The organism is Microbispora sp. H10670, assembly GCF_014161385.1.
Classification (GTDB): Bacteria; Actinomycetota; Actinomycetes; order Streptosporangiales; family Streptosporangiaceae; genus Microbispora; species Microbispora triticiradicis.
In genome coordinates, this window is the sequence record NZ_JABBWW010000038.1 from 24480 (window position 1) to 45169 (window position 20690).

Here is a 20690-nt window from a genome sequence, read left to right on the forward strand (position 1 = left end):
GCAGGGCTCGTCCGGCAGGAGCGCACCCGCCCACTCAACCACGCAGGATCAGCGACATGGCCTCGGCCCGTGTCGCCTCGCTGGTGCGGAAGTCGCCCCGGACGGCCGAGGTGATCGTCTTGGCGCCGGGCTTGCGCACGCCGCGCATGGTCATGCACATGTGCTCCGCCTCGATCACCACGATCACCCCGCGCGGCTCCAGCACCTGCATCAGGCCGTCGGCGATCTGCGAGGTCATCCGCTCCTGCACCTGCGGCCTGCGGGCGTAGACGTCCACCAGCCTGGCGAGCTTCGACAGGCCGGTGATGCGCCCCTTCTCGTTCGGCGTGTACCCGATGTGCGCCACGCCCTGGAACGGCAGCAGATGGTGCTCGCAGGTGGACATCACCTCGATGTCCTTGACGAGCACCATCTCGTCGTGGTCCGCGTCGAACATCGTGGTCAGCGCGTCTTCGGGACGCTGCCCCAGACCCGCGAACTGCTCGGCATACGCCCGCGCCACCCGGGCGGGGGTGTCGCGGAGCCCGTCGCGATCGGGGTTCTCCCCGATCGCGATCAGGATCTCGCGTACGGCCTTCTCGATCCGGCCATGGTCGAATCCGGAAGGCGGTTCCGCCGCGTGCGGATCGGCCACGGTCAGGCCTCGTCCCGCTGCGCCGGCTGGTCGTTCACCCACGGGGCCGAGCCGGAGCCACCGGCCGGGAGCGCCGAGCCGTTGCCGTTGGCCCGCTCCTTCGGCGTGATGACCGGAGGACGGTCCGACGGCAGGCGCTTGCCGTACCCGGCGTAGGAGGGCCGCTTCTCCTTGGTCACCACGGGCGAGAAGATCTCGAGGACCTGCTCCCGGGAGAGCGTCTCCTTCTCCATGAGCTCCAGCACCAGGTTGTCGAGCACGTCGCGGTACTGGACGAGGATCTCCCACGCCTGGTCGTGCCCGCTCTCGATGAGGCGGCGGACCTCCTCGTCGATCGCCGAGGCGATCTGCTCGGAGTAGTCGCGCTCGTGGCCCATCTCGCGGCCGAGGAAGACCTCGCCGTTGCCGCTGCCGAACTTGCGGGCGCCGAGCCGCTCGCTCATGCCGTACTCGGTGACCATGCGTCGGGCGATCGAGGTCGCCTTCTCGATGTCGTTGGACGCGCCGGTGGTGGGCTCGTGGAAGACGAGCTCCTCCGCGGTGCGGCCGCCGAGCAGCATGGCGAGCTGGTCCATCATCTCGGACCGGGTCGCGAGGAACTTGTCCTCCATCGGCAGCGTCATCGTGTAACCGAGGGCGCGGCCGCGCGACAGGATCGTGATCTTGTGGACCGGGTCGGAGTTGGGCAGCGCGTGGGCCACCAGGGCGTGCCCGCCCTCGTGGTAGGCGATGATCTTCTTCTCCTGGTCCGACATGACCCGCGACTTGCGCTCCGGACCGGCCATCACGCGGTCGATCGACTCTTCGAGGGTCGACATCGTGATGAGCTTCTGGTCCTGCCGTGCGGTCAGCAGAGCCGCCTCGTTGATCACGTTGGCGAGGTCGGCGCCGGTGAAGCCGGGGGTCCGGCGGGCGATCACGTCGAGGTCGACGTCCTGCGCGAACGGCTTGCCGCGGCCGTGGACGCGCAGGATGCCCTTGCGGCCCTCCAGGTCGGGCCGGTCGATGACGACCTGGCGGTCGAAGCGGCCGGGACGGAGCAGGGCGGGGTCGAGGATGTCCGGCCGGTTGGTCGCGGCGATGAGGATCACGCCGCCCTTGACGTCGAAGCCGTCCATCTCGACGAGAAGCTGGTTGAGCGTCTGCTCACGCTCGTCGTGGCCGCCGCCGAGGCCCGCGCCGCGGTGCCGGCCGACGGCGTCGATCTCGTCGATGAAGATGATCGCGGGGGCGTTCGCCTTGGCCTGCTCGAACAGGTCACGGACGCGGGATGCGCCCACGCCGACGAACATCTCGACGAAGTCGGAACCGGAGATCGAGTAGAAGGGCACGCCCGCCTCGCCGGCCACGGCCCGGGCGAGCAGGGTCTTGCCGGTGCCGGGCGGGCCGTACAGCAGGACGCCCTTGGGGATCTTGGCGCCGATGGCCTGGAACTTGGCCGGGGCCTGCAGGAACTCCTTGATCTCCTGGAGCTCCTCGATGGCCTCGTCGGCGCCCGCCACGTCGGCGAAGGTGGTCTTGGGGGTGTCCTTGGTGATCAGCTTCGCCCGCGACTTGCCGAAGTTCATGACCCGGGAGCCGCCGCCCTGCATCTGGTTCATGATGAACAGGAAGATCAGGACGATGACGATGATCGGCAGGAAGCTGGCGAGGAGGCTGAGGAGGAAGTTCTCCTTCGGCACCTCGACGGTCCAGCCCTCGGACGGCTTGGACGTGTCGAGCGCCTGGGTGAGCTGGACACCCTGCCCTTCGACCCAGGGCGCCTGGATGCGGGTGACGCTCTTGTTCTGCACCGTGATCGGCTGCTTGAGCGTCAACTCGACCCGCTGGTCCTTGTCGACCACGGTCGCGCTCTTGACATTGCCCTGCTGGATCTGCTGGACGACCGTCGAGGTGTCGGCGGTGGTGTAGTTGCCGTCCCCGCCGAACATCGTGGTGACGAGCAGGAGAAGCAATACGATGCCCAGGATCCACAGGAGTGGGCCACGTGTAAATCGCTTGAGATCCATCCGTTGCGGAACCCCGGCGGGCCCGTCCCTTCCTGACCAAGGCCTGCCCCGGGCGGACCCGGGGTCGCGGCATCCGTTACCGCTCCTTCTGGCTACCGAGGGACGCCGAACGGCTCCCCACGGATATCCGAAGGTACACCCGGCCGCCGCGTCGGGTAACTGCCCGAGCGGCTCCGGCTTTGCCTTTCCAACGTACGTCAGCCAACCCCGTGTTCCCCGACCTGGCGCCCAATAACGCACGATCGGCGGGGCACTTCGCTAAGGGCTTACTCCCCTCCGTACACATGCGGCGCAAGAGTCCCGATGAACGGCAGGTTGCGATAGCGCTCGGCGTAATCGAGGCCGAACCCGATGACGAACTCGTTGGGGATGTCGAAACCGACGTATCGGACGTCCATCTCGACCTTCACCGCGTCCGGCTTCCGGAGCAGCGTGCAGATCTCCACGGACGCCGGACTGCGCGACCTCAGGTTGTTCAACAGCCACGAAAGGGTGAGGCCCGAGTCGATGATGTCCTCGACCACGAGCACGTGCCGTCCGGCGATGTCGGTGTCGAGGTCCTTCAGCACCCGCACGACGCCCGACGACTTGGTCCCCGCGCCGTACGACGACACGGCCATCCAGTCCATCTGGACGGGCACGTGCAGCGCGCGGGCGAGGTCGGCCATGACCATCACCGCGCCCTTCAGCACACCGACGATCAGCAGTTCCGTGCCGGCGTAGTCGGCGTCGATGCGGCCGGCCAGCTCCTTTATCTTCGCCTGCAGCTCCTGCTCCGAGATGAGGACGCGGGAGAGGTCCTTGCCCATGTCTGCTGCATCCACCTGGGGTTTTCCTTACGCGAGCGAGACGTTGTCCACAGCGAAGACAAGGGTGCCACAGCGCCTGACCACAACCACCCCCCCGGGTAGGTTCACCCCCTTCTGCCCGTGCCAGCCGGTCACCAGCCGGTCGACCGCCTCGATGTGCACCGCCGCGAGCGCGGAGGCGTGCGCCCCCGCCTCGACGGCGGCGCGCCTGATCACCCGCCGCCGCACCGCGGCCGGCACGTCCGCGAGATCGGGCACCCGCAGCTCCCCCGCCGGTCCCCGTGAGCGCGCGTGGACCTCCGCGGCCCACCCGTCCAGGGCGTCCGCGTCGTCCCGGCACAGCCGCGCCGTACGGGCGAGCGCCTCGGCGATCCCCGGTCCCAGCGCGTCCTCCAGCACCGGCAGGACGTCGTGCCGCACGCGGACCCTGCGGTAGACGCGGTCGTCGTTGTGCGGGTCGTCCCACGGCCGCAGGCCGAGGGCGGCGCAGGCCTGCCGGGTGCGCTCCCGGCCGAGCCACAGCAGCGGCCGCCGGTAGATCCCGGAGACCTCCGCCATGCCGGACAGGGACCGGGAGCCGCTGCCCCGGGCCAGCCGCAGCAGCACGGTCTCCGCCTGGTCGTCGAGGGTGTGGCCGAGCAGGACCGCGGCGGCGCCCAGCCGGTCGGCCGCGGCCGACAGCGCGGCGTAACGCGCGTCCCGCGCCGCCGCCTCGGGGCCGCCGGCCGTCCCCACCGTGACGGTCAGCGCCTCGGCCGGGCCGAGGCCGAACGCCGGCGCGAGCCGTACGACGTCGCGGGCCCGCCCGGCCGAGCCCTCCTGCAGGCGGTGGTCGACCGTCAGCAGCCCGGCGCGCAGGCCGAGGCGCGGGGCGGCGAACCCGGTGGCCGCGGCCAGTGCCAGCGAGTCGGCGCCGCCGCTGCAGGCCACCAGGACCAGCGGCCCCGGCCCCGCGTCCGGTTGCGCGCGCGCGGCGAGGTCCGCGAGCGACAGCCGTACGGCACGGCGGACGTCGGCGACGGCGGGATGCGGGCCCATGGGCCCATTCTCGCGGTGTCCCGCGCGAACGCGGGTCAGCACGGGTGAGGAGGAGCGCGGGTCAGGAGGAGGTGGCGAGGACCCGGGACATCCAGGCGTGGGGGTCGGCGATCTCGTCGCGGTCGGGCAGCGTCTCCGGCGAGGTCCAGACCTTGTTGAACCCGTCCATCCCGGCCTCGTCCACCACCGTGCGGACGAAGCGGGAGCCCTCGGCGTACTGCTTCATCTTCAGCTCGATGCCGAGCAGCCGGCGGACCAGCTGGTCGACGCGGGAGCCGCCCTCGCGGCGGCGCTGGAACTTGGCGCGGATCTCGGCGACCGACGGCACCACGCTGGGCCCGACCGCGTCCATCACGTAGTCGCCGTGCCCCTCGACCAGCGTCATCACGGCCGTGACCCGGTCGAGCACGGCCTTCTGCTCGGGCGTCTGGATGGCCTCGATGAGATTGCCCTCGCCGCCCTTGAAGGCGTCCGCCACCGCGTCGGAGGCGGCGCGCAGGCGCTCCAGCAGCGTCGCGAGGTCCATCTCGGAGGCGAGGAGGAACTCGGTCATCTGGCCGCGCACGTACTCCCGCAGCCAGGGTACGCCGGTGAACTGCACCCGGTGGGTCTCCTCGTGCAGGCACACCCAGAGGCGGAAGTCGCGCGGGTCGACGCCGAGCTCGCGCTCGGCGTGCACGATGTTCGGCGCGACCAGCGTCAGCCGGCCGGTCGGCGCGACGCCGGACGGGTCCGGCGGGAGGAACAGCTCGTACTGCCCGAGCACCCGGGAGGCGAGGAAGGCCAGCACCGCGCCCACCTCAAGACCCGTGATGCGCGAGCCGACGGCGCCGACGATCGCCGGCACGTTGGACATCTTCTGCGTCAGCGGCTCCAGCACGACCCGGAAACCGTCGACGTTGGCGCGGATCCAGCCGGGGCGGTCCACCACCGTGGCCGCCTCCGGCGGGGCCGAGTCGATGCGGGTGAACTCCCGCACGTGCCCCTCGGCGTCCCGCGACAGCCGCCGGAGTTCGAGGACGGCCTGCCTGGCCTCCTCGCGGCTCACCTGCGGGCCCGGTCGCACGAGGCGCACTCCGGTCGTGACGGCCAGATCCCAGTCGATCACCTGCATACTCACCACCGTACGTTCTCCGCCTGCCCGCCGCGCGGGCGGCCGAGCGGGATCCGACACCTCAGCTCTGGGAGACGATCGTGGCCATCTTGTCGAGCGCGGCTATGGCCTGCGTCGGATCGGCCACCTGATCGGCCATGAACGCGAAGGTCAGCAGCCGGCCCTCGGATGTGTACGCGATCCCCGCCAGGGTGTTCACGCCGTTCAAAGTGCCCGTCTTCGCGCGGACCAATCCGGCGCCGGCCGCCGAGCCGGACCTGCCGTACCGGTTGTGCAGGGTCCCGGTGAAGCCGGCGACCGGCAGCCCGCTGATCAGCGAGTGCAGGCCGGGGTGCCCCGGGGACGCCGCCAGGGCCAGGATCCGGGCGAGGCCGCCGGGCGTGATCCGGTTCCTGGTGGAAAGGCCGCTGCCGTCGTGGACCTCCACGCCCTCGGCCGCGCCGAGACGGGTGAGCACGCGGCGGACCGTCGCGGCCACGCCCTCGAACGTGTGCGGCTGGCCCTCCTTCACGGCGGCCTGGCGGGCGAGCGCCTCGGCGAGGTCGTTGTCGCTGTGCGTGAGCATCCGCTCCACCAGCGCGTAGACCGGCCCCGACTCCACCCGGGCCAGCTCCTGGGCGGCGGCCGGGGCCCGGCCCGGGCCGACGTCCCTGCCCACCTTGACGCCGTTCTTCCTGAGCAGCGCGGCGAACGCGGCGGCGGCGGTCTGCGCCGGGTCGGGCACCCGCGCGCCGTTCGCCGCCCGGCCCTCGTCGATCATGAGCGCGGACACCGGGGCGACGCTGCCCTCGGGGATGTACGTCGGCTTCCAGCCCGGCGCCGTACGCGGCCCGCCGAACAGGGACGCGTCGTACGACAGGTCGGCCGAGGTCACGCCGGCCGCCTTCAACGCCTTGGCCGTACGGGAGGCGAGCTGGTCGAGCGACGCCGGCCTCGGGTAGGCGTCCTTCCGCTCCGCGGCGCTTGTCCCCGGGCCGGCCAGGGTGGGGTCGCCCCCGCCGACCAGGACGATCGAGCCCGGGGCGGTCCCCTTGACCACCCGGGTCGCCAGGCGGGCGTCGGGGCCCACCGAGGCCAGCACGGTCACCGCGGTGACGACCTTCGTGGTGGAGGCGGGGGTGATGGGAGTGCCCGAGCGGCCGTCGAACACGGTGGCGCCGGTCGTCACGTCGAGGACGATGCCGGCCACGCTGCCGCCCAGGGCGGGGTCACCCATCGCAGCGGCGAGCCGGGTGGTCAAAGTACCCTTGGCGGGGAGAGCCCCATCCCCCACCGCGGCCAGAACCGGACCCGCGGTCACCAGGGGGATCGGGTTCGGCTTCGGGGACGCGACCGGAGCCGGGGTCCTGTCGGCGTCATGGGCGATCAGATAGCTGCCCGCGAGGACGACGAAGATCTGCAGCAGGGCGAGGGTGGACACCACCACCCAGCGCTCACGTCGCACCACGTCACCCTCACTTCGCGCCGACCTTGAACACGCTTACGAGACATTAACGCCAGCCCGGGAGACCGGGGACTCATGCGGAGGAACGAGTGGAGTTCGACGTTGTCGTTGAGATTCCCAAGGGACAACGGAACAAGTACGAGGTGGACCACAAGACCGGCCGCATTCGCCTGGACCGCATGCTCTTCACGTCGACCCAGTACCCCGCTGACTACGGGTTCATCGAGGACACGCTGGGCGAGGACGGAGACCCGCTCGACGCGCTGGTGCTGCTCCAGGAGCCGACCTTCCCCGGCTGCCTCATCAAGTGCCGGGCGGTCGGGATGTTCCGGATGACCGACGAGAAGGGCGGCGACGACAAGGTGCTGTGCGTCCCGGCCACCGATCCGCGGATGGAGCACATCCGCGACATCCACCACGTCGCCGAGTTCGACCGGCTGGAGATCCAGCACTTCTTCGAGGTCTACAAGGACCTCGAACCCGGCAAGTCGGTCGAGGGCGCCAACTGGGTCGGACGCACCGAGGCCGAGGCCGAGATCGTCGCCAGCATCAAGCGGTACGAGGAGATCGACCACCAGGGCGAGGACCACTGAGCCGGTGCCGCGGGGGGCACTAGGCGGGCCGGGTGGCGCCGACGAGATCATGGCGCCAGATGGGTGAGATGCGGACCACGTCCCCCGTCTGGGGGGCGTGGACCATCAGGCCGCGCCCGATGTAGAGGCCCACGTGATGGATGGTGCCGGGGCTGCGGCTCAGCCTGCCGTAGAACAGCAGGTCGCCGCTGCGCAGTTCCCTGAGCGGGACGTGCCGTCCCGAGGTCCACTGGGTGCCGGTCCAGTGGTCGAGTGAGACCCCCGCCCGCTGCCAGGCCCGCATGGTCAGTCCCGAGCAGTCGAACCCCGACGGGCCGGCCGCGGCCCACACGTACGGTTTGCCGATCTGTTTGAGCGCCCATTGGGCCGCCTCCCCGCCCCGGCCGGACGGCAGCCGGGCCGCCCAGCCCGGGATCGCCATGCCGCTCCGCGCGGGGGGAGCCTGGCGCCGGGATCTCTGCCTGGCCGCGCTCCTCGCCTGTCTCAGCTCGTCGACGCGGGCGCGGGCGGCGTCCAGGCGTTCGGAGATCTCCTCTTTCTCCCGCTCGATCAGCCGGGTCTGATCGAGCTGGTCCGCGACGGCCCGCTGCGCCGCGTCCCTCGCCTGCCGGACCTGGTCGGCGGTGCGGGACTGCTCGGCGTACGCGCGGGCCGCCTGTTCTCGGAGGATCTCGTAGATCTTCCGCGCGTCGTCCATCTCCGCGAGCGTCGCGTTCTCTTCGTCGCCGAGTTGCGTCAGCACGCTGGCTCTTCGCAGGAACCCGTCCGCGTCGTCCCAGCCGCCGAGCACGGCCGCGGCGGACGGCGCCAGCCGCAGCCGGCCGTACCCCTGGGCCACCCGGGTCATCACCACGCTCCGCAACCGGTCGAACTCGCCGGCCGCCTGGCCGACCCGCCGCTCCGACTGCTCGTAGGCGGCGCGCGCCTGCTCCAGGCGTACGAGCTCTCCGTTGTACGCCTCGACCAGCCGCTCGGCGTCGGCGTCCAGCGCGTCCCGGCGGGCCTGGGCGGTGGCGAGATCGGCCGACGCTCTGCCCAGCTCCCGCGCCCGCTCCTGCACCTGCTGCCGTGCCCTGGCGACGTCCTTCGACGACGGCTTCGGATCGGCTCCCGCCGGAGCCCCCAACGTGAGGACCAGACTTGACCCGAGCCCGGCGACCAGCCCCGATGCCCTGAGGAGTGGCATTCCTTCCCCTTCCCTGCTCCACTCCCCTCAGTTCCCAGTGACTACTCTCCGTACACATCTAAGGTACGCCCAGTAATTGGCCTATGTGATAGGTCGTCCTTTTTGCCGGAGGAAGAGGGGGCCGGGTGCGGGCTCGGAAGCCGGCGGGCAGTCCCCTCCTCCACGCCGGTGGCCCGGCGTGCGCGGATAGTGGAAACGTCCTTCGTGATGATGCTGGTGCTCACGGTGGGGCGGGCGGCGTCCCGGCCAGTGCGCCGGCGGCGGCCCGCCCCTCGGTGGGCCGCCGGTGGGCGGATCCGTGGGGTCGTCGCCGGAGCCGCCGGGGTCGTCCGAGCCGCCCGGGCCGCCAGAACCCGGACCGCCAGAACCCGGACCGCCGGAACCCGGACCGCCCGAGCCGGGGTCGTCGCCGGACCCGGGGTCCGGCGGCGTGGCCGTCTCGCCGGGCGGCGACGGCGCGGAGCCGGAGGGCCTGGTCGTGGGTGGGGTCCTGGGCGGGGTCGTGGGCGGCGCCGCCGGGCTGCGCGTCGGCTCGTGGTGACGCGGGGGCCGGACGGTGGCCGGAGGCACGGGAGCGGGCAGGGGCGCCGGCCGGGGCAGGACGACCGGATCGGCCCGCCGTACGGAGCCACCGGGCTCGGCCGTGTCCCCCGAGCCCGAGGACTCGGGTGAGCGGCCGTCCCCGTCGTCCGAAGATCCAGGGGAGGCCGTGTCCCCGGCGTCCCCGGCCGGGCCGGAACCGGTCGCGGCCGGGGCCTCGGCCGCCGGGGGCCGGTGGCCGACGAACGAGTCGGCGGCCCGCTCACGCAGGTCACCGGCGAACTGGGCGAACACGAGCGCGATCGTCGCCACCGCCGCGACCGCCGCCACCGCGCCGGCCACGGCCTGGGCGAGCCGCCCCTCGCGCCGCGCCCCCGCCCTGGGGAAGCCCGCCGCGCTCAGCCCGCCGACGCGTTTGGCGACGTACCGCCGGTAGGGCACGAGCTCGGGGTCGATGAAGCTGCTGAGCACCCGCACGCGCAGCGTCTCGGGCAGGGCGACCCGGGGCAGCAGGGAGAACACCTTGGCCGGGGAGACCTGCCGGACGCGGTGCCGCGCGCAGGTCTCGCAACGGGCGATGTGACGGGTGAGCTGTCCGCGCGTCTGCGGGGTGAGCTCACCGGAGAGACCCTGGAGGATCGCCGCCGCCCGCTCACAGTCGTGCGAGGCGCGCCGGGCGAGGATCTCGGCCGTCACCGTCTCACGCAGGCGTTCGGTGGCGGCGTCGAGGAGGGCCCGGGCGTACCGGTCGCCGGTCCCGAGCACGGCGGCCAGGTCGCCGGTGTCCATGTCGTGCCGGGCGACCAGTTCGAGCACCTCGCGGTCCTCCGCGGACAGCGCGGCCACGGCGCCGCCGGCGGCCAGGCGCAGGTCGGTGTCGCCCTCGCCGTCCCCGGCGCGGGGGAAGGGCGCGGTCGGCACAGGGGTGGCCCCCCGCTCCTGGCCGCCCTCCTCCCCGGGGGTGCGGCGGCGCACGCACTCACCCCTGGCCAGGGCGTACAACCAGGGGCGCAGCATGCCCGGATCGGCGAGCGACCCGACGAGGGCCTCCGCGGCGATCAGCGTGTCGCGCAGGGCGACCTGGGCGGCGTCGGGCCCGGCCAGCAGCGCCCTGCAGTATCGGTAGAGCCCTTCGGCGTAGGTGTCGTAGAGAGCGGACAGCGCCCCCGGATCCCGGGCACGCAACGCCTCCACCAGGACGCCATCATTCATATACGGAGAGTAAATGCTTGGTAACTACCCGCTCCACCCATTCGGCCGAAGTCGTTTCCTCCGTCCGTCCGTCTGACGGACGAACATCCTTCTCATCACCATTTGTGCGCATCGGCCCGCGCAGCGGCGCCGTCGGGAGACGATGCTTGGGTGAACGGGCGCAGATCGTGGTGGCCGATCCTGTTTGCCGTGGCAGTGGTCGCCGCGCGCACCGAGGCGACGATCCGATCGCTGGGCGATCCCGAACCGATCCCCGTCTCCTGGCACCTGACCGACGACCCCGGCCTGATGGACCATCCCCGCCTGATCGGCCACCAGCCGCTGACCTTCACCGCCACCGGCGACCGGATCCCGCGGCTCGCCGAGAACTTCCGGGCGTTACGCCGCCGCCGGCTGGTCATCACCGGCGGCCCGGGCAGCGGCAAGACCACACTGGCGGTGCAGCTGCTGCTGCGCCTGGCCTGGGAACCCGACCAGGCCCGCCACTACCTGGCCTACCTCGCCCGCCAACTGACCGCGCACGGCACCCGCGACCTCGCCTGGTGGCACCTGGCCGACCTCACCGCCACCCCGGCCCAGCGACGACGTACCGCCCGCGTGTGCGGGCTTGTAGGCGGGCTCGCGGTCGGGCTCGCGGTTGCGTCCCTGCGTGGGCTGGTGACCGGGCTCAGGGAGGGGCTCGGGGCCGGGTTCGGGTACATCCGGGCGATAGGAGGGGTCAGGCCGGTTCGCGTACGGTCATGCCGGCGGCGGCGCATCCCCGGGTGAGCGCGTCGAGACCGAACGCGTCGACGGGGCCGAGGGCGCCGGTGCCGCGCACGCCCTCCGCGAGCGCCGTGGTCGCGGCCCAGGCGAGCATGCCGGCCGTGAACTCGTACGGGTCCCAGCCCGACAGATGGACGGCCGACAGGCGGCGCCCCCGCGCGTCGTAGGCCTCCGCGACGATCCTGGACGACACACCCGCCGCCGGGGCCGGCGTCCCGGTGCCCGTACGGAGCGCCCGGTCGGCCAGCGCCTCGGTGACCCGCCTGGCGCCGGGCAGGGCGGCGATCACCGGGGTCGCCCGGGCCAGCACGCCCGCGGCCTTGGTCAGCCCGCCCAGCCAGCCGAGGTAGACGTTGACCTCCCGCAGTCCCGCGTGCACTGGCGGCAGCGTGAAGTGCTCGGTGGCGCCGATGGACAGGCCGTGCCGCGGCCGGCCGTCCACCAGGAAGCGCCGCGTGCGGCCGTGCTCGGGGACGATGCGGCCCTCGCGGAAGCCGTACATCGGCTCAAGGAGCATCCCCAGCATCGAGGCGCGGGTCCCGGCGCTCGCGCGGCGCGCCATGTCGCCGCCCACGAAGTAGCCGACGTCGACGCGGACGGCGTCCGCGCCCGCCTTCCGGAGGGCCAGGGCCGCGGCGAGGTTGCCGGGGACGTAGTCGTAACCGAAGGCGGTGATCAGGGCCGCGCCCCGGGCCGCCGCGGCGGGGCCGTACCGCTGGAAGATCCGCTTGATGAACGTGGGCTCGCCCGTGCTGTCGAGGTAGACGGCGCCCGCCTCGGTCGCGGCGGCCACCGCGGCCTCACCCCAGCGGGCGAACGGCCCGACGGTCGAGATCAGCACGTCGCCCGGCGCCACGAGGGCCCGTACGGACTCCGGGCGGCCGACGTCGGCCACCGCGATCGGCAGCTCACCGCCATGTGAGCCGGCGAGCGAGTCGGCGAGGGCGGTCAGCCGCGCCTGGTCCCGGCCCGCCAGCAGCGGCCGGGCCCCGCGCCGGGCGAGCGCCTCGGCGGTCAGTCCGCCGGTGAAACCGGTGGCTCCGAAGAGCACGATCCTGGCCATTCCGCTACGGTAACCCGCCCCTCCTATCGCTATCGGCGGTGGGCCGCTCACTGGCGCCGATCGTTGTACGGCGGATAGCCGCGGTCCTTGGTGAACGGCGCGGTGGTCGGCGGGATCGTGTGCAGCGGAACCGCCCCGGCCCGCGCCAGATCCTCGTACGCCCGGGCGGTGGAGCCCCAGGTCGTGGCGTACACGTCGGTCGCGCCGACGGCCCCGCGGACGCCGTCGACCGTGATGACGAACCTCCGCTTCGTGCCCGGCCGCACGTCGTCCACATACGACGTGCGGCCGGCGACCAGCCGGCCCGCGTCGTCGCGCAGCAGGGCCGTCACGGCGAGGGCGCCCGCGGTCCTGCGGAACGGGTCGAGCACGTAGCCGGTGACGAGGTAGGAGCCGTCCGGCTGCTTCTCGGTGAGCACGTCGGAGATCGGGAACCTGAGGTACGCCGACGGTGGCCGCGACGCCGCCCGCCACGAGGCGGGCCGGTAGTCGATCTTCACGCGGACCGGCTGCCCGCCGGTCGTCACCTGGCCGCCGAACGCCAGCGGGCGGCCCGGAGGCGCCGCGTCCAGCGGCTGCTCCAGGTGGACGACCTCCTTGCCCGCCGCGTCGACGGCCGTGACCACCGCGACGGCGTTCTCCCCGAAGTGCCCGCGGTTGGGGTTGCTCAGCACCCCCGCCCAGGTCACCGCGTACCCGGCTCCGGAGCGTACGACGGAGGACACCTGCTCCTTGAGGGCCAGCGGCAGCGGGCCCTCCTGCTTGTGCTTGCTCGCGCACGACGCCGTCGCCAGTACGGCGAGGGCGAGGGCGGCGGTTATGCGGCAACGTCGCGTCACTCAGCCGTCATAACCGCTGAAAGGGACGTCCCCTCCCGGACACGCGCGCCCCCGCCGGTATCTTTACCGGCCGCTCAACGCGGGCGGACCACCCGCGTCTCGTCCCACACCGGCTCGGGGGACTCGTACACCCGCCCGTCGGAGCCGAAGACCAGGTAGCGGTCGAAGTCGGCGGCGAACCAGCGGTCGTGGGTGACCGCGAGCACGGTGCCGTCGAAGGCGTCCAGGCCCTGCTGCAGTGCCTCGGCGCTGGCCAGGTCGAGGTTGTCGGTGGGCTCGTCGAGCAGCAGCAGCGTGGCGCCCGACAGTTCGAGCAGCAGGATCTGCAGCCGCGCCTGCTGGCCGCCCGAGAGCGTCTCGAACCTCTGCTCGGCGATCCGCCCGGCCAGCTCGTAGCGGGCCAGCGCCTTCATCGCCTCGTTCTTCAGCCGGGCGTGCTCGGTCATGACGATCTCGCAGGGCGTGCGGCCGAGCAGTTCGGGACGGGCGTGGGTCTGCGCGAAGTGGCCGGGCACGACCCGCGCGCCGAGTCTGACCACCCCGGCGTGGCGGACCTCCTCGCCCGCCAGCAGCCGCAGGAAGTGGGACTTGCCCGAGCCGTTCGAGCCGAGCACGGCCACCCGCTCGCCGTACCAGACCTCCAGGTCGAACGGCTTCATCAGGCCGGTCAGCTCCAGGCCCTCGGAGATCACCGCCCGTTTGCCCGTACGGCCGCCGCGCAGGCGCATGCTGATGAGCTGGTCCTTGGGCGCGAGCTCCGGCGGCCCGGCCTCCTCGAACCGGCGGAGCCGGGTCTGCGCCGCGTGGTAGGCGGAGGCCATGCCGTCGTTGTAGGTGGCCTTCTGCTTGAGCATGACCACCAGGCGCCTGAGCTTGGCGTGCTCCTCGTCCCAGCGCCGGCGCAGCTCGTCGAGCCGCTCGCTCCGCTCCCTGCGGGCCTGCGCGTACGTCCCGAAGCCGCCGCCGTGGATCCAGACGTTGCCCGACTCGACCGTGACGATCCGGTCGGCGGCGTTGGCGAGAAGCTGGCGGTCGTGGGAGACCAGCAGCACGGTCTTGGGCGTCTCGCGCAGCGCCGTCTCCAGCCACACCTTGCCCGGCACGTCGAGGTAGTTGTCGGGCTCGTCGAGCAGCAGCACCTGGTCGGGGCCGCGCAGCAGCGCCTCCAGGACCAGCCGCTTCTGCTCGCCGCCGGACAGCGTGCCCACCTCGCGGTACTTCACCCGGTCGTACGGCGCGCCGAGCGCGGCCATCGCACAGGCGTCCCACAGGACCTCGATGTCGTAGCCCCCGGCGTCGCCGTAGTCGGTGATCGCCTGGGCGTACCGCAACTGGGTCTTCTCGTCGTCCCGCTCCATCATGACGAGCTCGGCGGCGTGCAGCCGCTCCGCCGCCGTCCTGACGCGTTCCGGCGCGACGCTCAGCAGCAGGTCCTGGACCGTGCTGCCGTCCCGGATGTTGCCGACGAACTGCCGCATCACCCCGAGGCCGCCCGAATGGGCGACCGTGCCCTCGACCGGCTGGAGGTCCCCCGCGATCATCCGGAGCAGGGTGGTCTTGCCCGCGCCGTTCGGACCCACCAGGGCCGCCTTGACGCCCTCCCCGACCCGGAACGAGACGTCGTTCAGGAGCATCCTGCCGTCCGGGAGGACATGGGTCAGATGCCCGATCTCAACGTGTCCCACCGTGGGTCTCCTGCCGGGATGTGCTCGTGCGCTTCCCGCGCAGGCTACCTATCCTTTTACACCCGCGGCATCCCGTTTTCGCCTCCCAGCCGAGACCGCCGTACGGGAAGGGACGGAGACGGGACGGAGGGAGGGGGGCGACGGCGCGGCGGCCTCGCTCCGGTCAGGGCGCATTCTTTTCCTCGACCGCGAAACGTCTTGACTCGACGGCGCATCACCCGGAAATAGCCTGACATTTTACGGGATTGCCACGTCGAAGGGGCGGATATGTCACCGCGCACCGATCCCATCCTCGACTGCCCGATCGACCAGGTCCCGGACAGCCGGGAGTTCGTCGAGGCCGCCATGCGCTGGCATTTCAGCCCCGAGACCGGCTCGCCGTTCTGGCTGGAACGGGCGAGGACGCTCGGCTTCGACCCGCGCGCGGACGTGCACTCCTTCGAGGACCTGCGGCGCTTCCCCAACGTGACCAACGAACTGCGCGAGGTCCGGGTGGAGGACCTCATCCCGAGGGGGTACGGCCCGGACGCGGCGGTGGCCGGCGTGTTCGAGAGCGGCGGAACCACCGGTCCGCCCAAGCGGGTCGTGGTCCTCCACGACTGGCTGGACCGGCTGATGCACCGGCTCGAACAGGACCTGGAGGCGAAGGGCTACCCCGAGAACGGCAACTGGCTGTCGTTCGGCCCGACCGGACCGCACATCTACGGAGAGCTGGTCCGCCGGCAGGCCGAGCGGCGCGGCGGCATCCGGCTCGCCGTCGACATGGACCCGCGCTGGGTGAAGAGGAGCATCGCCGAGGGCCGCGCCGAGGAGGCGGAGCGGTACGCCGAGCACCTGATCGACCAGAGCGCCCACCTCCTCCGTACCCAGGACGTGCGGGTCATGGTGACCACCCCTCCGCTGCTGACCCGGCTGGCCCGCAGGGACGAGCTGGTCAGCCTGGTCAACGAGAAGGTCTCGGTGATCGGCTGGAGCGGCGCGCACATGGACCCCGACACCCACTACCTGCTCCGTACGGAGGTCTTCCCGGGCGTGCGGCTGTACGGCATGTACGGCAGCACGATGATCCTGGGCGGGCTGCCCGAGCGGGTCGTGCCGCCGGAACAGGACGTGGTCGTCTTCGACGGCTTCTCGCCGTACATCGCCTTCCAGGTGGTCGACCCGCGGACCGGGGAGAGCGTGCGGATCGGCGACCGCGGCCAGGTCGTGATGCACCACGTGAGCAAGAGCTTCCTGCTGCCCAACAACCTGGAGCGCGACCTGGCCACCCGCGTGGCCGCACCGCCGGGACAGACGGGCGACTCCGTGGCCGACGTCGGGCCGCTCCCCACGTTCGAGGACGAGCCGGTCATCGAGGGGGTGTACTGATGGACGAGCCCATCCAGCTCGACGCCCTCGGCGCGGGCGGGCCGTACCGCAGCCGCAGCCGGCTGCCCATCCGCGAGCTGGGCGGGCGGCCGGTCGCCGAGCTGAGCCTGGTGCCGCGGCTCTACGTGCAGCGGACGATGGCGGCCCTGCACCGGGCGCGCACCATGCCGGCCGACGAGCGTGTTTCGGCCCTCACCCGCGCGGGACGGCTGTTCGAGACGGGCGTCGTCGGCGGCCTCGGCGCCGAGGAGTACCGGCACGTCGTCAGCCGCGTCTCGGGGATGCCGATCACCGTGGTCCGCTCGGCGGCGTCCGGCATCGCGCACCGGGCGGGCGAGGCGTACCGCACGACCCGGTACGCCCGGCCCGAGGGCGCGGTGGACGACTGGCGTGACCCGCTCACCCGCAGTGGGCAGGCGGTCTGGACCCGGCGCGGGGACGTCTTCGCCGTCCACGCGGCGGGCAACCATCCGGGTGTGCACACGCTGTGGCTGGAGGCCCTGGCGATGGGCTACCGGGTCGCGGTGCGCCCCTCCCGGCGCGAGCCGTTCACCCCGCACCGCCTGATCACCGCGCTGCGCGAGTCGGGATTCGGCGAGGACCAGGTGGCGCTCCTGCCGACCGACTACAGCGTGGCCGACGACGTCATCAGGGACGCGGACCTCGCGATGGTGTACGGCGGCGAGGAGGTCGTGAGCAAGTACGGCGACGACGTGCGGGTGCTGCCGCAGGGCCCGGGGCGGTCGAAGATCCTGCTCACCGAGGACGACTGGGAGCGCCATCTCGGCACGATCGTCGAGTCGGTCAGCGCGTTCGGCGGGACGGCCTGCGTGAACACCACCGCCGTCTTCGTCCGGGGCGATCCCGCGCCCGTCGCCGCGGCCGTCGCGGAGCGGCTGGCCGCGATCCCGAGCCTGCCGCCGGAGGACGACGCCGCGGTCCTGCCCGTCCAGCCGGTCGCGGACGCGCGGGCGGTCGAGAAGTACCTGCTCGACCACGTGGACGGCGCGACGCCGCTGCTCGGCGGGGACGGGATCGTGCACGACCTCGGCGACGGCAGCGGGGTGCTACGGCCGGCGGTCTTCCTGGTGGACCGGCCCGACGCGCCGCAGACGGGCATCGAGCTGTCGTTCCCGTGCGTGTGGTTCGCGCCCTGGAGCCCGGCCGACGGCGTCGGGCCGCTCAGGAACACGCTGGTGCTGACCGCCATGACGCGGGACGACGACCTGGTCGACCGCCTGGTGGACGACCCGTCGATCAGGAACGTCTATCTGGGCGACGCCCCCACGTTCTGGATGCCGCAGTGGGTCCCGCACGACGCCTATCTCGGCGAGTTCCTCATGCGCACGAAGGGCGTCATCCGCGCTTAAAAATATGGAAACCGCCCAGTAGATTCTGGGCATGCACGGCAGATCCCGCTGGCTGCGCCGCCTCCTGTGGACGCTCGCCGTCGTCGTGACGCTCGGCCTGGCCGCCGTCGGCGGCGCCGGCTGGTACTACTCGGGCTTCGTGATCGACCCGGTGCACGAGGCCGGCTATCCGCTGGAGGTCACGGCCGTCCGCGGGGACGAGGTCACGATCAAGGGCGGCACCGACACGGCGTCCCCCGGCACGTACGGCCTGACCTGGGCGGACGGCAACGCACTGCTGGGACCGGCGACCGCGGCCGGGGCCGGCGCGGTGACCAGGAAGGTCACCCGGGTCGTCCGCGGCGAACTGCGCCCGGGGGTGCGCGCCTACCTCGACCGATGGCTGTGGGGGCACGCGACCCCGGCCGCCGCGGGCGTGCCGTACACGGACGTGACGATCCCCTCGCCGCTCGGCGGTTTCCCCGGCTGGCGCACCGAGGGCGTCTCGCGGACCTGGGTGATCGCGGTGCACGGACGGAACGGCGGCCCCGGGGAGGCGTTGCGCGTGCTGCCGGTTTTCCACAGCCTGGGGATGCCGGTGCTGGGCATCACCTACCGCAACGACGAGGGCGCCCCGGCGAGCCCGGACGGCAAGCTCCACCTCGGCGCCACCGAGTGGCGCGACGTGGCCGCGGCGATCACCTACGCCCGGCGGCAGGGCGCGACCGGCATCGTGCTGTACGGCTGGTCGATGGGTGGCGGCATCGTGCCCATGACCGTGCGGAAGCTGCCCGGCGAGCCGATCAAGGCGATGATCCTCGACAGCCCGGTCGTCGACTGGCGGGCGCCCATCGCCCTCGGGGCCGAGCAGATGGGCGTCCCGGGCTTCCTCGTGCCGGTGGGCGAGTGGGTGGTCGAACGGCGTACCGGCCTGTCGTTCGACGACCTGGACCACCTGCGCCACGCCCGCGAGTTCAGGGTCCCGGCCCTGGTCTTCGTGGACGATAACGATGCGACCGTGCCGCCCGGTCCCGCGCTGCGCTTCGCCGAGGCGCGGCCCGACATCGTCAGGCTCGTACGGACCGCCGGGGGCGGGCACACCGGATCGTGGAACGCCGACCCCGCCCGTTACGAGCGGGAACTCAAGGAGTTCGTCACGTCCCTGTGACGGCGGGGATCACGACGGTCATCGAGGTTTTGACCAGGGTGAAGCCCAGGCGCTCGTAGACGCGCCTGGCCGGGTTGCCCTCGGTCACGGCCAGGCCCAGCCGGTCCCATCCCGTGGCGCACGCCCTCTCGCGGACCGCGGCCAGCATCCGGGCGCCGAGGCCGGACGGCGTACGGCCGGGGTGCCGGAAGACCTCGGTCACCCAGGCCAGGTCGCCGAAGCGGTTGACCAGGACGCCGCCGACCACCGTGTCGCTCTCGTCCACGGCCAGGACGCTGCAGGGCAGGAGCTCGCCGAGCAGCTCCCCCGTCAGCAGCGGGACGAGCTCCTCGCGGAGCGCCGTTGCCTTGTCCTTGCTCCGGTGGTCCACATGGCCCGGCGGATAGGCCGCCCACATGGCCGGGAGCAGGTCCTCCGGCGCGCGGTCGCAGGAGACGAACCGGTAGCCCTCGGGAGCGGCGGAGTCGGTGGGCCGCGCCGTACGCAGGTCGCAGGTCATCTGGTGGGCGTGCCGCATCAGGCGGGCGCCGTGCGCGAGCAGTTCCCGGCCGAGATCGGGCGGCCCCGCGAGGGCCCACCCGGGCAGCTTCTCCAGGATCGCGCTCACCGGGTCCGGGCCCAGCACCTCCACCTCGTCTGCGCACGGCAGGCCGTACCTCTCGCCCTCGGTGTAGCTGATCGCCGGGGAACCGTCGGGCCCGGCCAGAGTCACTCGTCGCACGAAGCAGAGGTTCGCGCGGCATCCCCTGGCAGGCAACCCTTTTTCCCGGAGCAGGCCCTCTTGCTCCGGGTCCTCCCGGAGAACGTCCGGGAAAAAGATGGCGCGGCCGGGAACAACGGGCCCGGGCACGTGGTTTGATGAAGCGTGGCCGGTGTGCAGGTGTCCCCGGGCCTCACCTAATTTGCCTTCGCGGACTACCGTTCGGCTGGAGCCGCGTTGTGCCTTTCGCCGAGAGGCGACCCGGCACCGGCACCACACGTGCGGGACCCCGGCAGGAAATCCTCCTGCCGGGGTCCTGGCGTGTTCGGGGAGCACCGGTGTGTTTCCAGGAGTTCCGGCGTGTTCCGCGAGCACAGGCGTGTTCCGGGAGCACGGGCTATGGGCATCCCTTCCCCCCCTGCCGACCGCGCGGAATTGTCGGTGGCGGGTGCCACGATGCGTTCATGCCCGTACCGGATCGCGAGTCGATCTCCTCCTACTGGGACGCGGCGGCGGACACCTTCGACGACGAAGCCGACCACGGGCTTCGTGACCTCGGGATCCGCGCCGCCTGGGCGGGGCGGCTGCGCTCCTGGATGCCGCGGCCCCCGTCCGACGTCCTCGATCTGGGCTGCGGCACCGGCTCGCTGACACTGCTGCTGGCCGAGCAGGGACACCGGCCCGTGGGGCTGGACCTCTCGCCGAGGATGGCCGAGACGGCCCGCCGCAAGCTCGCCTCGGCGGGCTTCTCGGTGACCGTCCTCGTCGGGGACGCGAGCGACCCTCCCGCCGCCGGCGCCTCCTTCGACGTGGTCCTGGCCCGGCATCTGGTGTGGACCCTGCCCGCGCCGGAACGCGCGCTCCGCACCTGGATGAGCCTGCTGCGCCCGCACGGGCGGCTGGTCCTGATCGAGGGCAACTGGCGGTCCTCCGACGACGGCCCGCCGTACGTCGCCGGAGCCCACGCGCTGCCGTGGCTCGGCGGAGTGAGCGCCGGACCGCTCCTGGACGTCCTCCGGCCGTACGCCGCGAGCGTGCGGGTGGAGCCGCTGACCGATCCCGTGCTGTGGGGCAAGACGATCCACGACGAGCGCTACGCCGTCATCGCCCGCCGATGACAGGAAAGCGGGGAAAACTCGCAACACCGGAAACGCAATAGTCCCGGAAACGGCCG

18 protein-coding genes are annotated in these 20690 nt (G+C 72.4%); 6 read left to right on the plus strand and 12 right to left on the minus strand.

Annotated features, from left to right (window positions below; all coding sequences use genetic code 11):
* Nucleotides 1–34 precede the first annotated feature (34 nt).
* The 6 genes from folE to dacB all read right to left on the minus strand — a co-directional run bounded on the left by folE (nucleotide 35) and on the right by dacB (nucleotide 7051).
* Nucleotides 35–634 carry a GTP cyclohydrolase I FolE gene (gene folE, locus HHX33_RS32100; protein WP_310741614.1) on the minus strand — a complete coding sequence of 200 codons (600 nt, stop codon included), beginning with the start codon at nucleotides 632–634 and terminating at the stop codon, nucleotides 35–37.
* 2 nt (nucleotides 635–636) lie between these two features.
* Entirely contained in the window at nucleotides 637–2643 is a 2007-nt protein-coding gene (gene ftsH, locus HHX33_RS32105; protein WP_111701856.1) for an ATP-dependent zinc metalloprotease FtsH, read from the minus strand.
* A 266-nt stretch (nucleotides 2644–2909) separates the two neighbouring features.
* Nucleotides 2910–3467, minus strand: coding sequence for a hypoxanthine phosphoribosyltransferase (hpt, locus tag HHX33_RS32110; RefSeq protein ID WP_244302458.1), 558 nt, complete (start codon nucleotides 3465–3467; stop codon nucleotides 2910–2912).
* 12 nt (nucleotides 3468–3479) lie between these two features.
* Nucleotides 3480–4490: a tRNA lysidine(34) synthetase TilS gene (gene tilS, locus HHX33_RS32115; RefSeq protein WP_182877854.1), complete on the minus strand. Its 1011-nt coding sequence runs from the start codon at nucleotides 4488–4490 to the stop codon at nucleotides 3480–3482.
* Nucleotides 4491–4551: 61 nt separating this feature from the next.
* Complete coding sequence (locus tag HHX33_RS32120) at nucleotides 4552–5604, minus strand: zinc-dependent metalloprotease (RefSeq protein ID WP_182877855.1); 1053 nt, start codon at nucleotides 5602–5604, stop codon at nucleotides 4552–4554.
* A gap of 61 nt (nucleotides 5605–5665) precedes the next feature.
* Nucleotides 5666–7051 carry a D-alanyl-D-alanine carboxypeptidase/D-alanyl-D-alanine-endopeptidase gene (gene dacB / locus HHX33_RS32125; protein ID WP_310741615.1) on the minus strand — a complete coding sequence of 462 codons (1386 nt, stop codon included), beginning with the start codon at nucleotides 7049–7051 and terminating at the stop codon, nucleotides 5666–5668.
* A gap of 86 nt (nucleotides 7052–7137) precedes the next feature.
* On the opposite strand from dacB, the gene HHX33_RS32130 reads away from it, so the two are divergent.
* Nucleotides 7138–7641, plus strand: a complete 504-nt coding sequence (locus HHX33_RS32130; protein ID WP_111697804.1) for an inorganic diphosphatase — start codon at nucleotides 7138–7140, stop codon at nucleotides 7639–7641.
* A 19-nt stretch (nucleotides 7642–7660) separates the two neighbouring features.
* On the opposite strand, the gene HHX33_RS32135 is transcribed toward HHX33_RS32130, so the two are convergent.
* Together HHX33_RS32135 and HHX33_RS32140 are read right to left on the minus strand one after the other, a co-directional pair.
* Entirely contained in the window at nucleotides 7661–8827 is a 1167-nt protein-coding gene (locus tag HHX33_RS32135) for an NlpC/P60 family protein (protein WP_182877856.1), read from the minus strand.
* An 81-nt stretch (nucleotides 8828–8908) separates the two neighbouring features.
* Nucleotides 8909–10579, minus strand: coding sequence for a hypothetical protein (locus tag HHX33_RS32140; RefSeq protein WP_182877857.1), 1671 nt, complete (start codon nucleotides 10577–10579; stop codon nucleotides 8909–8911).
* Nucleotides 10580–10768: 189 nt separating this feature from the next.
* On the opposite strand from HHX33_RS32140, the gene HHX33_RS32145 reads away from it, so the two are divergent.
* Nucleotides 10769–11347, plus strand: coding sequence for a hypothetical protein (locus HHX33_RS32145; RefSeq protein ID WP_182877858.1), 579 nt, complete (start codon nucleotides 10769–10771; stop codon nucleotides 11345–11347).
* Here HHX33_RS32145 and HHX33_RS32150 read toward each other — a convergent pair.
* From HHX33_RS32150 to HHX33_RS32160, 3 genes are all read right to left on the minus strand, one after another.
* Nucleotides 11298–12407, minus strand: coding sequence for a saccharopine dehydrogenase (locus tag HHX33_RS32150; RefSeq protein ID WP_182877859.1), 1110 nt, complete (start codon nucleotides 12405–12407; stop codon nucleotides 11298–11300). The two genes, HHX33_RS32145 and HHX33_RS32150, sit on opposite strands and share 50 nt — an antisense overlap.
* 47 nt (nucleotides 12408–12454) lie before the next feature.
* A complete protein-coding gene (locus tag HHX33_RS32155) occupies nucleotides 12455–13246 on the minus strand; it encodes a hypothetical protein (protein WP_182877860.1) in 792 nt (263 codons plus the stop codon).
* A gap of 74 nt (nucleotides 13247–13320) precedes the next feature.
* Nucleotides 13321–14931, minus strand: a complete 1611-nt coding sequence (locus HHX33_RS32160; RefSeq protein ID WP_111697810.1) for an ABC-F family ATP-binding cassette domain-containing protein — start codon at nucleotides 14929–14931, stop codon at nucleotides 13321–13323.
* Between the two features lie 267 nt (nucleotides 14932–15198).
* Here HHX33_RS32160 and HHX33_RS32165 point away from each other — a divergent pair, with 267 nt between their 5' ends.
* The 3 genes from HHX33_RS32165 to HHX33_RS32175 are packed head-to-tail and all read left to right on the plus strand — an operon-like array spanning nucleotide 15199 to nucleotide 18816.
* Nucleotides 15199–16299 carry a phenazine antibiotic biosynthesis protein gene (locus HHX33_RS32165; protein WP_182877861.1) on the plus strand — a complete coding sequence of 367 codons (1101 nt, stop codon included), beginning with the start codon at nucleotides 15199–15201 and terminating at the stop codon, nucleotides 16297–16299.
* Nucleotides 16299–17669, plus strand: coding sequence for an aldehyde dehydrogenase family protein (locus HHX33_RS32170; protein ID WP_182877862.1), 1371 nt, complete (start codon nucleotides 16299–16301; stop codon nucleotides 17667–17669). Before HHX33_RS32165 ends, HHX33_RS32170 begins: the two co-directional genes overlap by 1 nt.
* A 31-nt stretch (nucleotides 17670–17700) precedes the next feature.
* The gene (locus HHX33_RS32175) at nucleotides 17701–18816 is read left to right on the plus strand and encodes an alpha/beta hydrolase family protein (RefSeq protein WP_182877863.1); all 1116 of its coding nucleotides are present in this window, start codon (nucleotides 17701–17703) and stop codon (nucleotides 18814–18816) included.
* On the opposite strand, the gene HHX33_RS37540 is transcribed toward HHX33_RS32175, so the two are convergent.
* Nucleotides 18803–19537, minus strand: a complete 735-nt coding sequence (locus HHX33_RS37540; protein WP_182877864.1) for a GNAT family N-acetyltransferase — start codon at nucleotides 19535–19537, stop codon at nucleotides 18803–18805. The two genes, HHX33_RS32175 and HHX33_RS37540, sit on opposite strands and share 14 nt — an antisense overlap.
* Before the next feature lie 443 nt (nucleotides 19538–19980).
* On the opposite strand from HHX33_RS37540, the gene HHX33_RS32185 reads away from it, so the two are divergent.
* Complete coding sequence (locus tag HHX33_RS32185) at nucleotides 19981–20634, plus strand: class I SAM-dependent methyltransferase (protein ID WP_182877865.1); 654 nt, start codon at nucleotides 19981–19983, stop codon at nucleotides 20632–20634.
* Nucleotides 20635–20690 lie beyond the last annotated feature (56 nt).

Coding starts and splice junctions, on each gene's coding strand:
- ftsH (WP_111701856.1), bottom strand. CDS start 2,643: ATGGATCTCAAGCGATTTACACGTGGCCCACTCCTGTGGATCCTGGGC.
- tilS (WP_182877854.1), bottom strand. CDS start 4,490: ATGGGCCCGCATCCCGCCGTCGCCGACGTCCGCCGTGCCGTACGGCTG.
- HHX33_RS32120 (WP_182877855.1), bottom strand. CDS start 5,604: ATGCAGGTGATCGACTGGGATCTGGCCGTCACGACCGGAGTGCGCCTC.
- HHX33_RS32135 (WP_182877856.1), bottom strand. CDS start 8,827: ATGCCACTCCTCAGGGCATCGGGGCTGGTCGCCGGGCTCGGGTCAAGT.
- HHX33_RS32140 (WP_182877857.1), bottom strand. CDS start 10,579: ATGAATGATGGCGTCCTGGTGGAGGCGTTGCGTGCCCGGGATCCGGGG.
- HHX33_RS32150 (WP_182877859.1), bottom strand. CDS start 12,407: ATGGCCAGGATCGTGCTCTTCGGAGCCACCGGTTTCACCGGCGGACTG.
- HHX33_RS32165 (WP_182877861.1), top strand. CDS start 15,199: ATGTCACCGCGCACCGATCCCATCCTCGACTGCCCGATCGACCAGGTC.
- HHX33_RS32170 (WP_182877862.1), top strand. CDS start 16,299: ATGGACGAGCCCATCCAGCTCGACGCCCTCGGCGCGGGCGGGCCGTAC.
- HHX33_RS32175 (WP_182877863.1), top strand. CDS start 17,701: ATGCACGGCAGATCCCGCTGGCTGCGCCGCCTCCTGTGGACGCTCGCC.
- HHX33_RS32185 (WP_182877865.1), top strand. CDS start 19,981: ATGCCCGTACCGGATCGCGAGTCGATCTCCTCCTACTGGGACGCGGCG.